General features: G+C 34.2%; 11 protein-coding genes. All 11 read left to right on the top strand.

What is annotated here, in order from left to right:
* Positions 1–164 precede the first annotated feature (164 nt).
* The 11 genes from ACIQ2J_RS11570 to ACIQ2J_RS11520 all read left to right on the top strand — a co-directional run bounded on the left by ACIQ2J_RS11570 (position 165) and on the right by ACIQ2J_RS11520 (position 17,192).
* Positions 165–1,337: a glycoside hydrolase family 88 protein gene (locus ACIQ2J_RS11570; protein WP_396169920.1), complete on the top strand. Its 1,173-nt coding sequence runs from the start codon at positions 165–167 to the stop codon at positions 1,335–1,337.
* 3 nt (positions 1,338–1,340) lie between these two features.
* On the top strand, positions 1,341–3,767 hold the full coding sequence (locus ACIQ2J_RS11565; RefSeq protein WP_396169918.1) for a glycoside hydrolase family 2 TIM barrel-domain containing protein: 2,427 nt from the start codon (positions 1,341–1,343) through the stop codon (positions 3,765–3,767).
* Between the two features lie 27 nt (positions 3,768–3,794).
* Positions 3,795–4,967 carry an alginate lyase family protein gene (locus ACIQ2J_RS11560; protein WP_396169916.1) on the top strand — a complete coding sequence of 391 codons (1,173 nt, stop codon included), beginning with the start codon at positions 3,795–3,797 and terminating at the stop codon, positions 4,965–4,967.
* A 71-nt stretch (positions 4,968–5,038) separates the two neighbouring features.
* On the top strand, positions 5,039–6,682 hold the full coding sequence (locus ACIQ2J_RS11555) for a sulfatase (protein WP_396169913.1): 1,644 nt from the start codon (positions 5,039–5,041) through the stop codon (positions 6,680–6,682).
* 12 nt (positions 6,683–6,694) lie between these two features.
* On the top strand, positions 6,695–8,317 hold the full coding sequence (locus ACIQ2J_RS11550; RefSeq protein ID WP_396169910.1) for a sulfatase: 1,623 nt from the start codon (positions 6,695–6,697) through the stop codon (positions 8,315–8,317).
* 12 nt (positions 8,318–8,329) lie between these two features.
* The gene (locus ACIQ2J_RS11545) at positions 8,330–10,144 is read left to right on the top strand and encodes a T9SS type A sorting domain-containing protein (protein WP_396169907.1); all 1,815 of its coding nucleotides are present in this window, start codon (positions 8,330–8,332) and stop codon (positions 10,142–10,144) included.
* Positions 10,145–10,156: 12 nt separating this feature from the next.
* The gene (locus ACIQ2J_RS11540; RefSeq protein WP_396169905.1) at positions 10,157–11,866 is read left to right on the top strand and encodes a chondroitinase-B domain-containing protein; all 1,710 of its coding nucleotides are present in this window, start codon (positions 10,157–10,159) and stop codon (positions 11,864–11,866) included.
* A gap of 56 nt (positions 11,867–11,922) precedes the next feature.
* Positions 11,923–13,551 (top strand): sulfatase, encoded by a 1,629-nt coding sequence (locus tag ACIQ2J_RS11535; RefSeq protein WP_396169903.1) that lies wholly within the window; start codon positions 11,923–11,925, stop codon positions 13,549–13,551.
* Positions 13,552–13,622: 71 nt separating this feature from the next.
* Positions 13,623–14,774 carry a formylglycine-generating enzyme family protein gene (locus ACIQ2J_RS11530; RefSeq protein ID WP_396169901.1) on the top strand — a complete coding sequence of 384 codons (1,152 nt, stop codon included), beginning with the start codon at positions 13,623–13,625 and terminating at the stop codon, positions 14,772–14,774.
* 47 nt (positions 14,775–14,821) lie between these two features.
* Positions 14,822–15,568: a DUF1961 family protein gene (locus tag ACIQ2J_RS11525; protein ID WP_396169899.1), complete on the top strand. Its 747-nt coding sequence runs from the start codon at positions 14,822–14,824 to the stop codon at positions 15,566–15,568.
* 10 nt (positions 15,569–15,578) lie between these two features.
* Complete coding sequence (locus tag ACIQ2J_RS11520; protein WP_396169897.1) at positions 15,579–17,192, top strand: sulfatase; 1,614 nt, start codon at positions 15,579–15,581, stop codon at positions 17,190–17,192.
* The last annotated feature ends 41 nt before the right edge of the window (positions 17,193–17,233 follow it).

Genomic DNA, 17,233 nt, shown 5'->3' with positions numbered 1-17,233 from the left:
CATATATTTTTGTGAAATGAAATCCAGAAAAATAAAAATCAACTTATTTCAATCCTTTTTGATTGTTTTAATAATCTCCATGAGTTTATTAATGCTAAACTTTTTTTTGTTTTAATGTTTGTTGTAACTCTGGATTCTTATCAACCAAATAGTACTATTCAGTTATGAAGAGATTTAATTCTTTATTTTATATATTTTTATTTACGATGGTAAGCATTAATTGCTCATCCCAAAATAAATCAAATAACCATCTTCTTCGAAAAGAAATTAATGCTAGGTTTTTAAAACTTCTAGATTTTCCTATAGATTCAGTTGCAATTCCAAGAACTATGAATGTTGCTTCTGGAAAAGTAAAAACAGTTCCATCTAAAGATTGGACTAGTGGTTTTTTTCCGGGCAACCTATGGCAGATTTATAAATTAACGGGCGATGTTCGATTTAAAGAAAAAGCTGCTTTATGGAATGCCTTTATCGAAAAAGAAAAGTTTAACGGAAAAACGCACGACATGGGTTTTAAAGTGTATTGCAGTTTTGGCAAAGGCTTGTTGGTTCAAAAAAACGAAAAATACAAAGCAATAATTATTAAAAGTGCTCAAACTTTAATCACGCGTTTCAATCCGAAAATAGGTGCCATTCGTTCTTGGGATCATAATAAAGAAAAATGGGACTTTCCTGTAATTATTGATAACATGATTAACTTAGAGCTATTGTTTGAAGCTTCTAAATTATCTGGTGATACTAGCTTTAAAGACATCGCTATCCAACATGCCAATACCACATTAAAAAATCATTTCAGAAAAGACAATAGTTGTTTTCATGTTGTAGACTACGACACGATTACTGGAGTAGTAAGAAACAGAGGTACGCACCAAGGTTTCAATGATCAGTCTTCCTGGGCACGTGGTCAATCTTGGGCTGTTTATGGTTACACTATGGCGTATCGCTACACCAAAAATAAAGAATATTTGAAACAAGCAGAAGCTACTGCAAAATATTATATCAATAATAAAAATATGCCTATAGATGGAATTGCCTACTGGGATTTCAACGATACTAGTATTCCTAATTCTCCTAGAGATGCTTCTTCATCCGCTGTAATGGCTTCGGCTTTGATTGAGTTATACTCCTTTACCAAAAACAAAACGTACTTAAATTATGCCAACAAGGTTATAACTACTTTAAGCACCGACAACTATTTATTAAATGATTCTGTAAAAGGACCTTTCCTTCTAGACCATAGCACCGGCAATTGGCCTAAAAAAGATGAAATTGACCAACCAATAACCTATGCAGATTATTATTTTTTAGAAGCAATTATTAGAAAACAAGCCCTTTAATTTATGAAATTCAACTTAACCTACAATTCTCATTTACTAATTATAATTACCTTATTTGGTTTCAATTCGCTTTATGCTCAAAAATCAGAAAGCATACAACGAACTAAAACTAACATTGATAGTAATTGGAATTATTTAGAAAATGAAACCTCCAATATAACCGAAGCAAAAAATGCTAACAATTGGGTTACCCTAAATTTACCGCACAGTTGGAACAGTCAAGATGCCACCGACAACGATCCAGGTTACAGACGAAGTGCTAGTTGGTACAAAAAGAATCTAGTTATTACCAATATCGATGCTAACAAATTATATAAATTATATTTTGAAGGGTCTAATATTACTACTAAAGTGTATGTAAACGGCAAAGATGTTGGCGGACATATTGGCGGATACATTGGTTTTACTTTAGATATTACTAAATTTATTACCGAAGGACCTAACGAAGTTTTGGTTCGCGTAGATAACAGTTATAATATTGAAGTAATTCCTTCACAAAAAAGTGATTTTATCATTTATGGCGGAATCACAAGAGATGTTTGGTTGCTTTCCATGTCTAAAAATAATATGGACAACATCAAGATTACTACTCCTCAAGTATCTGAAAAATCAGCTTCATTAAACATAGTTGCCACTGTAAAAAATAGTGCCAATCCAGGTCAATTTTCTTACATCGCTCAACTTACCAATCCGAAAGGAAAAGTAATTGCAACCCAAAAAGGGAATTTTTCTGGCGAAACAACTTCCATCGATTTTAAAAATATTAAAAACCCAGAATTATGGGATATTAATAAGCCAAATCTATATGCCGTTTCGGTTTCCTTGTTAGAAAACGGAATTGAAAAAGACAAAATTCAAGATAAAGTTGGTTTTAGATGGTTCGAATTTAAAGACAATGGCCCATTTTTCCTTAACGGAAAAAGAGTATTAGTTCGAGGTACACACCGTCATGAAGAGCATGCAGGAGTTGGAGCGGCTATGTCTAACGAGCAACAACGAAAAGACATGGAATCTATAAAAGAAATGGGTGCAAACTTTGTTAGATTGGCACACTATCCTCAAGATCCAGAAGTTTACAAAGCTTGTGACGAACTAGGCTTATTAGTTTGGGATGAATTACCATGGTGTCGTGGTGGCATTGGAAATGAAGTTTGGCAAACCAATTCCAAAAATATGCTTGCTGAAATAATACATCAAAATTATAACCACCCCTCTATTATTTTATGGTCATTAGGAAATGAAATGAGTTGGTTACCCGATTTTAAAGACGGCGATAACACCGAAAAAATGAAATCATTTTTGTCGGAACTAAATGATATTAGCCACAAATTAGATCCAACTAGAAAAACCGTAATTCGTAAATATGAAGAAGGTTCTAAAATTGTAGATGTATTTTCTCCTTCTATTTGGTCGGGTTGGTATTCTGGAAGTTTTAAAAGTTACAAGAAAGCCATTGACAAATATAAATTAGATTACAAACATTTTATACATGCAGAATACGGTGGCGATAGCCATGTAGGACGCCATTCTGAAAATCCAATTAATGGAGAAGGTCAAATAAAATCGGAAGGTTGGGAAGAAGCAATTGTGCAAACTAAAGTTGCCAATATTGCCCAAATAGGCGATTGGAGCGAAAATTATATTGTAGATTTATTCGATTGGCATTTGCATATTTCTGAAAACGATCCAACTTTTGTAGGAAACCTGCAATGGTCCTTTAAAGACTTTGCAACGCCTTTGCGTCCGGAAGATGATATTCCGTATATGAACCAAAAAGGATTGGTTGATAGAAACGGAAATCCTAAAGATGCTTATTATGTTTTTAAAAGTTATTGGAGCGAAAAACCTTTTACGTATATAGAATCCCACACTTGGACCGAACGCCAAGGACCAAAAGGTACACCAAGAATATTAAATGTATTTAGTAACTGTCCAAAAGTTGAATTCTTCCATAACGGAGTTTCTTTAGGAATTAAAGATAGAGATAGCACTGCATATCCCGCTTGTGGATTAACTTGGGAAGTAAATATTGCAGAAGGAAAAAATACTTTTGTTGCGGTAGGAATTTCCAAAGATGGATCGAAAGTTTCCGATACTATTGATGTCAATTATCGTTTTACAAAAAACGGTTCTGCAGATGGATTAAAATTATCGGCAGAAAAATTAAAAAACGGAAATTATTTGGTTACTGCAATCGCTGTAGATAAAAATAACATACGTTGTTTAGATTATGAAGAACGCGTTTATTTCCAATGCTTGTCAGGCGGACAAACTTTAAAAAACCAAGGAACCCCAACTGGAAGCGAGTCTATTAAAATGTCCAACGGAAAAGCAGCGATTGAAGTGATTCCGAATGCCATTGGAGATTCTATCGAGATGAATATTTTAAATCAAAATTTTAAAGGAGAATATTTAAAATTCAAAAAATAATAAGCTAGGTCAATTACCTCTTTTCAAATGAAAAAAATAAATTTTATTGGTGTTATTTTGTTTGCAAGTAGTATCCTTACTAGTTGCTCGACTCCTAAAATGGCATTTAATTTAAATGAAGTGGAAAGAAGTCGCGTGCTTAAAAATGCTGAATTATATTTAAATGAAACTCCCGAAACGGTTACCAATTCTTCTTGTGCTAGAAGTGCTGGCACCAACCATGATTTTTATTCGGAAGGCGATTATTGGTGGCCCGATGAACAAAATCCAGATGGACCTTATATAAGAAAAGATGGTTTTACAAATCCTGCAAATTTTACGTCTCATAGAGAAGCGTTAATTCGCTTCAGCCAAATTTCTGGAGCCTTAGCATCGGCTTATGTTCTAACAAAAGACGAAAAATACGCACAACAATTAGTACTTCATTTGAATGCTTGGTTTGTAAATCAAAATACTAAAATGAATACTAATTTGCTTTATGCACAGGCAATAAAAGGAGTTGCAACGGGTCGTGGAATAGGAATTATTGACACCGTACATTTAGTGGAAGTTACCAAAGCAATTGCCGCAATTGAAAATTCTGAAGCGCTATCCAAAGCCGATTTAATAACTATAAAATTATGGTTTTCAAATTATCTAAATTGGATTACAACCCACGAATACGGAATATCCGAAAGAGATAATGGCAACAACCACAGTGTGTGTTGGACCATGCAAGTAGCGGCTTTTGCGGCTTTGATAAAGGATGAAAAAAAGATGGATTTTTGCAGAAATTTTTACAAATCCACTCTTTTACCTAATCAAATGGAGAAAGACGGAAGTTTTCCTTTGGAATTAAAAAGAACGAAACCCTATGGTTATTCTTTATTTAATTTAGATGCGATGTCGAGTATTTGTCAAATATTATCCACTAAAAAGGACAATCTTTTTACCTACACCACAACAGATGGAAGAAATATTGAATTAGGGTTGCAATTTATGTTTCCGTATATTGAAAATAAATCCCTTTGGCCTTACCAGCACGATGTAATGTATTGGGACGAATGGCCAGTGCGACAATCGAGTTTGCTTTTTGGAGGCTTAGCCTTTAAAAATAATAAATATATTAATTTGTGGAAATCGCTGAATTCGAATTCTACAACACCTGAAATAATAAGAAACACACCAGTCAGATACCCACTATTATGGGTTTTAAATTAATTTTTTAAACCAATTCAATAATAATTAGTCCTAAACATCCTAATAACCTTCAATAATAAATAATAATTTTAATGAAAAAATTAATTGCAACCGCACTTTTAGGGATACTATCTTTATCGCCCTTATTTGCTCAAGAAAAATCAAAACCTAATGTGCTTTTCATCGCAATTGATGACTTAAAACCAGTTTTAGGTTGTTATGGAAACACCATTGTTAAAACGCCAAACATTGACCGTTTAGCAAAAATGGGGACTGTTTTTTTAAATAATTATTGCCAACAAGCAGTTTGTGGTCCAACACGTGCTAGTATATTAACAGGATTACGTCCAGATGTAACTAAAATAAGGGATTTACATACTAAGATGAGAGATATGAATCCAAACATTATTACCCTTCCAGAATATTTCATCAGTCAAGGATATGCAACTTCGGGGGTTGGAAAAATATTTCATCCGAGTTGTGTAGATAAAAAATTCGACCCACAATCTTGGACTATTCCTTTTTTAGTTCCAAAAGAATCCGATTATTTTAATGGTATACCGGTTCAAAAACATTACCAATCTCCTGAATTAAAAGCACAACAAGCAAAAGAAGCGGAAGTTGTAGAAGGAAATGAAAAAGAGAAAGGTAAAGGAAAAGATAAAGATAAAAAGAAAGGCAAAAAAGACGATTTAGATGAAGATGGTGGTGGTTCAAGAGGCCCTGCTTATGAGTGTCTTGATTTACCAGACAATGCTTATGACGATGGTGTTAGTGCACTATTAGCAGAAAAACAAATTATCAAATTGGCTAAAGATAATAAGCCGTTTTTTATGGCAGTTGGATTTCGTAAACCACATTTACCTTTTGTATCTCCGAAAAAATATTGGGATTTATACCAACGCGAAGATATGCCAGTAGCAGAATTTCAAGAACATGCGGCTAATAGTAAGGATTTTGGATACCAAAATTCGGGAGAAATAAGTAGTTATACTGGAGTTAAAGAATTTGCAAAATACGATAAAAAAGATGGCAACCGAATTGGTTTAACCATTGAAAAACAAAAAGAATTAGTTCATGCTTATTATGCTGCGGTTTCGTACACCGATGCTCAAGTAGGAATTTTGTTGAATACCTTAGAAAAATCGGGAACACTTAACAACACAATTATTGTACTTTGGGGAGATCATGGATGGCATCTAGGCGATCATGATATGTGGGGAAAACATACCAATTATGAACAAGCTACTAAAGCGCCATTAATCATTGCTGCACCAGGAATGAAAGCAGGTCAATCTAAATCGATGACCGAATTTGTAGATGTATTTCCTACACTTTGCGAATTATCTGGTGGTACTCCAGCAGCCTATTTAGATGGTAAAAGTTTGGTTCCTGTTATGAAAAACAACAAAGCAGCTGTCAAAGAGTATGCAATGAGCCAATATCCTAGAAAAATGGATAAGGCCGATATTAATAAAGTAGAAGATGGAAAAGGGAAACTTATGGGATATTCTATGCGAACAGAACAATATCGATATACTGTTTGGGTGAAAAATTTCACTAGCGATCAACCTTATGATGCTTCTAAAGTATATGCAAGAGAATTATACGATTATGTTAAAGATCCATTAGAAAAAGTAAACGTGTCGGACGACAAAAGTTATGCTGCAATTGCTGCTAAATTAGATAAAAAAATGGTGGATTATTTCAAATCAAAAGAAGTAAAACAACAATAAAAGTTAAACATAATGATTAAAAAAAGTATCCAATTTTCTGCTTTTGTATTCTTGTTTGCAATTTCAACTTCTGTTCTTGCACAAAAGAAAGCAACCAATAAACCTAATATTTTATTTATTGCTGTAGATGATTTAAAGCCGCTTTTGGGTTGCTACGGAAATACCTTGGTGAAAACACCAAATATTGATAGATTGGCAAAAATGGCGACTGTTTTTAATAGAAATTATTGCCAACAAGCCATTTGCGGCCCAACACGTGCTAGTTTAATGACAGGAACTCGACCAGATGTTACGCAGGTTTGGAATTTAACCACTCAAATGCGTGATGTAAATCCGGATTTAGTTACACTCCCGCAATATTTAATTTCGCAAGGTTACACCACTTCTGGAATTGGTAAAATATACCATCCCTCAAGTGCTATTAAAGGTGTAGATCCTGTATCTTGGAGTATTCCTTATTTAAAGTCTAAAGAATCTGATTTTCCTGCCGAATTTGGAGAGCCAGCCAATGGACAGTATCAATTGAAGGAAACCAAAGAACGAATGACTCCCGAAATCATTGCCGAAAGAAAATTAAAAAATAAAGATTTAGCAGCAAATGATGAAAATCCTAAAAGCATTAAAGGGCCTTCAACAGAATGTATTGACTTGCCAGACAATGCCTATCAAGACGGGGTGAATGCGTTATTGGCAAAAGATCAAATTATTGCACTTTCCAAAGAGGATAAACCATTTTTTATGGCCGTTGGATTTTCTAAACCACACCTTCCATTTGTAGCTCCTAAAAAATATTGGGATTTGTACAATAGAGAAGAAATGACTATTGCAACATTTCAAGAACATTCTAAAAACGGACCACTAATTGCCTACCACCAATCGGGAGAACTAAGAAATTATCTTGACATTCCAGAATTTGCAACTTTACCTGCAGATTCCCTTCGAATAGGTTTAAAATTAGAAAAACAAAAAGAATTGATTCATGGTTATTATGCTGCAATATCCTATATGGATGCCCAAGTTGGAATTTTATTAAATACTTTAGAATCATTAGGAACCCTTGAAAATACGGTTATTGTGCTTTGGGGAGACCACGGATGGCATTTAGGCGATCACGATTTATGGCATAAACATACCAATTTTGAAGAAGCCACAAGAGCACCTTTACTAATTGCTGGTCCTGGAATAAAAGCAGGAAAAACAAGTTCCCTTACCGAATTTGTAGATGTTTTTCCAACTATTTGTGATTTAGCAGGTGTTGCAATTCCGAAAAATTTAGACGGAAAAAGTTTAAAACCTTTAATGTTAAACAATAAATTAGCCGGTAAAGAATACTCTATAAGTCAGTATCCACGAAAAATGAAGAAAGCCGAAATGGCTAGGGTTGGCTATACCGATCCTAAAATTATGGGGTACAGTTTAAGAACCGATAAATTCCGTTATACTATCTGGATGAATAACTTTAACAGCACACAATCTTTTAATGAGGCTCAGGTTTATGCTTCGGAATTATATGATTATGTTAAAGACCCTTTGGAAAAAGTAAATGTTGTTAACGATAAAAATTATGCTGCAACTTCTAAAGAATTAAAATCGAAAATGATAGCATTTTTTAAAAGTCAAGAAGCCAAAAAATAATTTAATTATAAAATGAAAAATAACTATTTCCTTGTTTCTATAATGTTACTTCTTGTATTAGTAGTAGGAACTAGTTATGCGCAAACATCTACTTTGGTTTCTGTTGGAACGGATGGTCATCTTGTTTATACTACCGATGTTAAAGGAAATAGTATTCCCGATTTTAGTGCCGTGGGTTATAAAAATAGTGAGGCTCCAATTCCTACAATCGGTGTGGTTCTTACTGTAAATCCAGTAGTTGGCGATAATTTAGCCAATATACAAAACGCAATCAATCAAGTAGCAGCAATGCCCTTGGATGCTAACGGATTTAGAGGAGCCATTTTATTTTCTGCGGGAACTTATAATGTGAGTGATACCGTTATTATTCCGGCAAGCGGAATAGTTCTACGCGGAGCAGGTTTTAATGGAAGCGGGACTAATTTTATTGGAACTAAAACATCCCAATTTACACTATTTTCTTTTTTGGGAGCTTCCGGAACAGCATATGTTTCAGGATCTTCTACAAGAAAAGCAATTACCGATTTATATGTTCCAATAGGCAAAAAACAAATCACTGTTGCTTCCGGACATACATTTGCAGTGGGTAATAAGGTATTTGTTCACCGAATTCCGAATGCTGCTTGGATTAGTTTATTGGGAATGGATTTATTATCTACAATTGATCCTGCCGCAGTGAATTGGACTGCAAGTGCTTACGACATGGATTCGGAGAGAAAAATAATGGCAATAAGCGGCAATGTAATCACTTTAGATGCGCCAATTATGGACGTTATTGATCCTGTATATTCTACAGGGGAATTGGTGAAATTTACCGATAACAGAATTCAAAATTGCGGTATTGAAAACATGCGAATTTCTTCTACTTATGCATCAGCTACGGATGAAAATCATGGTTGGGAAGCAGTTTCATTTGACAATATTTATAATAGTTGGGCTAAAAATTTAGAAGTATATTATTTTGGATATTCTGCAGTACATATAAATTCACATGCTAGTTTTATTACGGTAGATAATTGTAAAATGCTGGATCCAAAATCAATCATTGATGGCGGAAGAAGGTATTCCTTTAATGTAGATGGACAGCGTTGTTTGGTTCAAAATTGTGTCACTAGAGATGGGCGTCACGATTATGTTAATGGCAGCAGAACCTGCGGACCTAATGTTTTTTATAACTCCTCTGCAACACTTCAAAATAGCGATATTGGCCCTCACCACCGTTGGTCTACCGGAATATTATTTGATAATTTAACGGGTAACGGAAGTATGAATGTGCAAAACCGTTTGGATATGGGAAGCGGTCACGGATGGGCTGGCGGACAAACTATGTTTTGGAATTGTAATGCTGCAAGAATGGTTATCCAAGATCCTCCAGGAGATGAAATAAATTGGGCTATAGGATGTGTTAGCCCAGTTATAACAGGTTTTGGTGATGCTACTACAGAACCAATTGGAGTAGTACAATCTCAAGGAACCCACATTGCGGCAATTCCGAGTTTGTTTATTGCGCAATTAAACGATAGATTGGATGCTTTGTCTAACAATCAAATAGATACAGCAAGTTTTGAAAACAACTTGTTTATTGATCCAAATCCTGCAAAATCGCAATTTACAATACATTCTAAAATTCCATTTGATTCCAATATTAAAATTTCCGTTTATAATAGTAATGGTCAATTAGTAAAAAAACTAAAAGAAATTTTTGATTTCTCGGAAGATAAATTATCATTTATCTATGATGTTTCCGATTTATCCGATGGAATATATTTTGCAGAAATAATAAATAATAATGTTTCTAAAACCATTAAGTTTATTGTCAAAAAATAGATCAATCCAATTATGAAAAAAATATATAACTCTTTATCTGCTTGTGTTTTATTAATTCTAATTGCTCCAACAGCACTAAAAGCGGCTACAATTAATGTAAGTACCATTGCTGCTTTACAAACGGCCTGCAATAATTCCAATTCAGGGGATATTATTATTCTTGCTAACGGAACGTATCAAAATGTATTTTTAGACATTGACAATAATAATATTATTGTAAAAGCTCAAACTCCTGGAGGTGTCTATTTTAGTGGGTATGATGATATTAACATAAATGGAAATTACATCACTTTTAGCGGATTTCAATTTACAAGTGGCGATATTGGATCCAATTATCTTATTGAAGTTTATGGAAATCATAACCTACTTACGCAGTTAAATATTAGCGGGTATTATGCGAAAAAATATATTGAAATTAAAGCTGGAACTCAATACAACGAAATAACCTATTGTAATATAGAAAAAAAACCAGCCGATGCTATTATTGGTTGTACTGTTCAAATTTCTACCTCTGCAACAGTTCCTGGCTACCATAAAATTAAATATTGTTCTTTTCAAAATTATTATGGAATTGGTGGTGATAACGGAAATGAGCCAGTTCGAATTGGTTTAGGTGCTGAATACCTCAATAAGTCAAGAACCATTGTGGAGTACTGTTATTTTAATAATACAGGATTAGGCGATAGTGAAAGCATATCAGTAAAATGTAAAGAAAATGTAATCCGTTTTTGCACATTTACCAACCAACAAAATGCAATGCTTTGTTTTAGAAATGGCGATAATAATGTAGCCTATAGTAATTTCTTTATTAATGCAGGAGGAATTAGAGTTAAAGAGGCAAACAATATTTATTGTTATAATAATTATTTTGAAAATTCTGGCGTTGGAAGTTCTGCCGATGCTGTAACTTATGTGTATGTTGCTCCATTGGTGCCACCTACAACTGCAAGTCCAAGGACCTTAAATCTTAATAACATTAATTTTATTCACAACACTTTTTATAATTGTGGGGATATTGATTTAGGCGGAACTGGAGCAACAAGCAATACTTGGGCAAATAATATTTTCCAAAAAAACTCAGGATCTATTTATTCCAATGCTAATAATGGTACAACTTGGGCAGGAAATATTTATCAAGGTAGTATCGGTATCACCATACCTTCTGGAATGACAAGTACCAACCCATTTCTTACATTAAATTCAGAAGGGTATCGCGGATTATCGGCCAACAGTCCGGTGAATAATGCTAATGCAAGTTATCCGACAATTTTAGACATTCCAGTTCTTGATGATGATCCCACTTTATTGTTTGACATTAGCGGACAAGCACGACCTGCAACCGTTACATTAAAAGATGCAGGTTGTGATGAATATACTACAGGTACAACTACCAACCATCCATTAACTTTATCGGAAGTTGGCCCTTCTTATCTAGTGCTTTCAGAAAATACATTTGATCTGTCCGATACAAAAATTACTCTATTTCCAAATCCGACAAAAAATAACTTCACTCTTCATTTTTCAAAAAATTTAGATTCCGATTTAGAATTAACCATTTTTAATACAAACGGACAAATGGTGAATAATCAAATAATTTCCCCATTGGATTTAATAAATTCAAATAAACAATTGGAGGTATCCAATTTATTAAATGGAGTTTATTTGGTACAATTGCATTCTAATAACGATTATAAATTCCTAAAATTAGTAATTCAAAAATAATTCCAATTCTATTAAACCATTCCCCAATAATAGCATCTTAACTACAAATCAATTCAATGAAAACCTCTAAATACTTCTTTAAAATAGCATCTATTGTTATTACACTTTTATTCTTAGCGCCAGTATCGGCACAAGAAAAAAAGAAGCCCAATATTCTTTTCATTGCTGTTGATGATTTAAAACCGGTATTAGGATGTTATGGAAACACCTTAATTAAAACTCCAAATATCGACCGGCTAGCAAAAATGGGAACCGTTTTCATGAGTAATTATTGCCAACAAGCAGTTTGCGGACCAACTAGAGCGAGTATCATGACAGGGAAAAGACCAGATTATACTCAGGTTTGGGATTTAAAAACCAAAATGAGAGATATCAATCCAGATATTTTAAGTTTGCCACAATATTTAATTTCTCAGGGATACTCCACCCAAGGAATTGGAAAAATTTACGACTCCCGTTGTGTAGATAAAAAAATGGATGAACCTTCCTGGAGTGTTCCGTTTTATAATTATTTTAAAACAGAAGAAAAGTATTACGCTAAAGAAACAGGAATGCCAATTTTAGGAGCATACCAATCGCCAGAAACCAAAGAATTAGCAATTAAGTTCAAAAAAGAAGGGCAAGATAAAGGTTTAAAAGATAAAGAATTAGATGATTTTGTTTCCAAATTAATAAAGCCAGCAGTTGAATGTGTGGATGTTCCAGATAATGCTTACAATGATGGTGCAAATGCTTTACGTGCTTTAGAAATTTTAGAAAAATTAAAATCCGATACAAAACCGTTCTTTTTTGCCGTTGGGTTTTCAAAACCGCACTTGCCGTTTGTGGCTCCAAAAAAATATTGGGATTTATACAAAAGAGAAGATATGCCGGTTGCTCCTTTTCAAGAAAAATCAAAAAACAGTGTAGAAGCTGCCTATCATAATGCAGGAGAAATTAGAGCCTACACCGACATACCTCCATTGTTATCGTTTACCGATCAAAAAGATTTTGGATTGACATTACCTATTATCAAGCAACAAGAATTAATTCATGGTTATTATGCTGCAGTTTCTTACACCGATGCTCAAGTAGGAAAATTATTAGATAAATTGGATGCTTTAGGGTTAACCGAAAACACTATAATTATCCTTTGGGGTGACCACGGATGGCATTTAGGCGATCACAACCTTTGGTGTAAACATACTAATTTTGAACAAGCAACTCGAACTCCTATGATAATTGCTGCTCCAGGAATTGCTCCTTCATCGACAAATGCTCCAACTGAATTTGTAGATATTTTTCCTACATTATGTGATTTAGCAGGAGTTTCAATTCCTGAAACATTAGACGGAAAAAGTTTAATGCCTATAATGAACAAATCAGCAAAATCAGTAAAAGAGTATTCCATTAGCCAATATCCTAGAAGCGGCAATAACTCAGAAACCGAGCGTCAAGGCTATGCTTCCTCCAAAGTTATGGGATATTCATTAAGAGACAAAAGATACCGATATACCATTTGGATGAATAACAATTTTAGAAGTACACAAAAATTCAATCCCGATTTTATTATTGGAACCGAATTATACGATTACGATAAAGATCCAAACGAAACTAATAATGTGGCAGACGACAAAGATTATAAATCGGTTGCTAAAGATTTGAAAACTAAAATGCTTGCTTTTTTAGAAGCACAAGTAAAATAGAAAATTAAGAATTTATAAAAAATTTATTTATAAGTTTAGAGTCTATTTACAACTAAAAGAAAACACATAAAATGAAAAATAATATTTCAGTACTTTTTCTATTGTTAAGTTTATTTATTACTGCTCCTCATACTCTAGTTGCACAAAAAACAACTAAGAAAAAAACGGCTGTTTTAAAAAAAACCAATAACACAAAATCCTGCTGTACTGCTACTATTCCTAATAGGTTTGGAGTTAAAACAAAATCTAATTCTATAGAAAAACCAGTCACTAATGCTGCTACAACTAGTCCTGTGGGCATGGTTTGGATTCCTGGCGGAACTTATGCTATGGGAGGCGATAACGACCAAGCACGCCAAGATGAATTTCCAAAACATGCAGTGAAATTGAATGGTTTTTTTATAGATATTACCGAGGTTACCAATGCGCAATTTGCAAAATTTGTAGCAGCAACAGGTTATAAAACAACTGCCGAAAAAGACATCAATTGGGAAGAACTAAAAAAACAATTGCCTCCCGATACCGAGAAGCCAGATTCCGAAACGTTAAAAGCAGCCTCATTAGTATTTGTGCTAACAGTGGGCGAAGTTAGTTTGCAAGATTACAGTCAGTGGTGGAGTTGGTCGCATGGAGCCGATTGGAAACATCCAAAAGGGAAAGATAGCGATATTGTAGGAAAAGATAATTATCCCGTAGTGCACATTAGTTGGGACGACGCTAATGCGTATTGCAAATGGGCAGGAAAACGATTGCCAACCGAAGCCGAATGGGAATATGCTGCAAGAGGAGGATTAACTAAGAATGTTTATTCTTGGGGTAATGAAAAGGTAGACGAGGGTAAAATGCATTGCAATTACTTTCAAGGAAGTTTTCCCTATAAAAATGAAGGCACCGATGGTTTTGCAGGATCTGCTCCTGTAAAATCATTCGCTCCAAATGGCTATGGTTTGTATGATATGGCTGGAAATGTTTGGGAATGGTGTGCCGATAAATACCACAATTTATATTACGATTCTTTCCAAAAGGTTGCAGTTGCCTTGAATCCAAAAGGTCCATTAAAAAGTTATGATCCAGATGAACCTTTAGTGGCTAAAAGAGTCATGCGTGGCGGGTCGTTTTTATGTAATGAATCCTACTGTAGTGGCTATAGAGTTTCGGCAAGAATGAAAAGTTCGTCCGATTCTTCTATGGAGCATTTAGGTTTTAGATGTGTTTCTAATTAAATAAATAATACCGTAGTTTAATGTATAAAATGGAGCATAATTAATAGATGAAAAATACCCTAAAAAATATTTTTTATGTTTTACTAGTAATGCTTACTAGTACTAGTAGTGCACAAGAATTTTCCAAAGGAAAATTACTGTACAGCAATGCTTTGTCTAATTCGGAATTGGTAAAAGATTGGATTTTGGAAGGCCCAGCTAAAGTGGAATTCCAAGACAATTGGATGCATATGTATTCGCCAAAGGAAGAAGGCCATCACGTTTTTTGGTGTCCGATAGATTTTCCTGGAAATTTCATCGCCGAATGGGAAGCCCAAAATCAGGAAATAGATGCTGGTTTGTGTATTGTTTTTTTTGCTGCTAAAGGTTTGAAAGGCGAAAGTATTTTTGATGCTTCGATGCCCAAAAGAACTCTGGGAACCTTTACCGATTATACCAAAGGCGCCATGAACGATTACCATATATCCTATTATGCCAATGGCAGAGACAATCCCAATAGAGAAACGGCCAATTTGAGAAAAAATAAAGGTTTCCATTTAGTGCAAACCGGTGAATTCGGAATTCCGGTGCAATCGACAGCAATTCATAAAATGAAATTAGTAAAACAAGAAGGAAAAATTCTCTTGTTCATTGACGATAGAAAAGTTATCGACTGGACGGATGACGGAATAAAATACGGAAAAATTCTTGAGGATGGTAAAATTGGATTTCGACAAATGCAGTGGACCCATTTTGCCTACAGAAATTTTAATGTTTGGGAAACTACACATACAACTGAAAATAAACAAGATTAAACAATACAACATGAAAAACAAATCGCTATTGCTTCTAGGTTTTGCTAGCTTAGTAATTATTACAGCATCCTCATTTCAGCTTTTGGATTCCACTTTCAAGAAGCACCAAATTGAAAAATACAAATTTCAAAATTCAAAGTTTACTTCATCCGAATTAGAAACTTTTTTATCGGATAAAGCACCAACCAATAAGCCAGTTGTTGCTACTTTATCAAAGGAAGGAATTGTTGTAAAAAACACGGCAAAGGTTACAACTAGCAATGCAAAACCAGATATTTTGCTTTTTATTGCCGATGATATGACTTCCATTGATTGTGAGCCTTATGGAAACAAAGACGTTCACACTCCTAATTTAGCGAAATTAGCCAAAGAAGGTATGACTTTTGACAACATGAATAATGCTACTGCTATGTGTGGCCCAACGCGCCAAAGTTTATATACTGGATTATTTCCAGTAAAAAACGGAAGTTATCCTAATCATGCCCAAGTTTATGACAATATTGTTTCTGTAGCGCAACATTTCAAGAAAATTGGATACCGTGTGGCGCTTATCGGAAAACAACATTATGCACCAATGGCAAACTTTCCGTTTGAATACTTAGGGGGTAGAAATAGCGATAATGGAGAAGGTAAAGATGTAGAACTTACAGATGCCGAAAAGTGGATTAATAAAGACAATTCAAAACCTTACTTATTAATTGTTGCTTCGAACCAGCCACATGGTCCTTGGAATAGAGGAGATGTAAAACAATACGATGCAAGCAAAATTTCTGTAGCTCCTTATATGGTGGACACCAAGGAAACTAGAGATAATTTAATAAAATATTATGCCGAAATAACCTATATGGACAGCCTTGTGGGTACGTGTACTAAAATGGTAGAAAATCAAAAAAACAAAGACAATACCTTATTTCTTTTTGCTAGTGAACACGGAAGTTCGATGCCTTTTGGTAAATGGACCTGTTATAATATGGGATTGAAATCGGCATTTATTGCTCGTTGGCCTAAAGTAATTAAACCAAATACTAGAACCGATATTTTAGCACAATATATTGATGTTGTTCCTACAATATACGAGGTTGCGGGTGGCGATCCAGAAACTTTAAGAGGTGATAAAGAAGGTAAAATGAAATTAGACGGTAAAAGTTTTTATGCTACTTTAAACGGAAAACCAAAAGAAGTTCGTCAATATGTTTATGGCGTTCATACTACAAGAGGGATAAAAAATGGATCCGATAATTACCCAGTTCGTTCTATTCAAGATCATAATTACAAATTAATTTGGAATATAAGTTTTAACGAACCCTTTTTATCATCGGGTTCCCAGCCAAAAAACAAGTTATACAATAGTTGGTTGAATGCAACAAATACAACTCCTAAGCAAGCAGCACACGCTAAGTTATACAGAAACCGACCAGAATATGAATTGTATAACATCAAAAAAGATGTTTATGAATTGGATAATTTAGAGGACGATAAATCATTAGCAACTGTAAAAGGTAAATTGCTGGAAGAATTAAAAAAATGGATGGCAGACCAAGGAGATAAAGGTGCCAAAACGGAAGCCGAAGCATTAAGACATTTAAAAGGCGATACTTTAAATTGGAAAACGTCTGGAGATTAGTATATTTAACTTTTATTTCACTGCAATAATTAACAAATTAA

This window comes from Flavobacterium sp., assembly GCF_044357305.1.
GTDB lineage: Bacteria > Bacteroidota > Bacteroidia > Flavobacteriales > Flavobacteriaceae > Flavobacterium.
The sequence above is the reverse complement of the archived record's forward strand: the minus strand, read 5'-3'. Positions and strand labels throughout refer to the sequence as shown.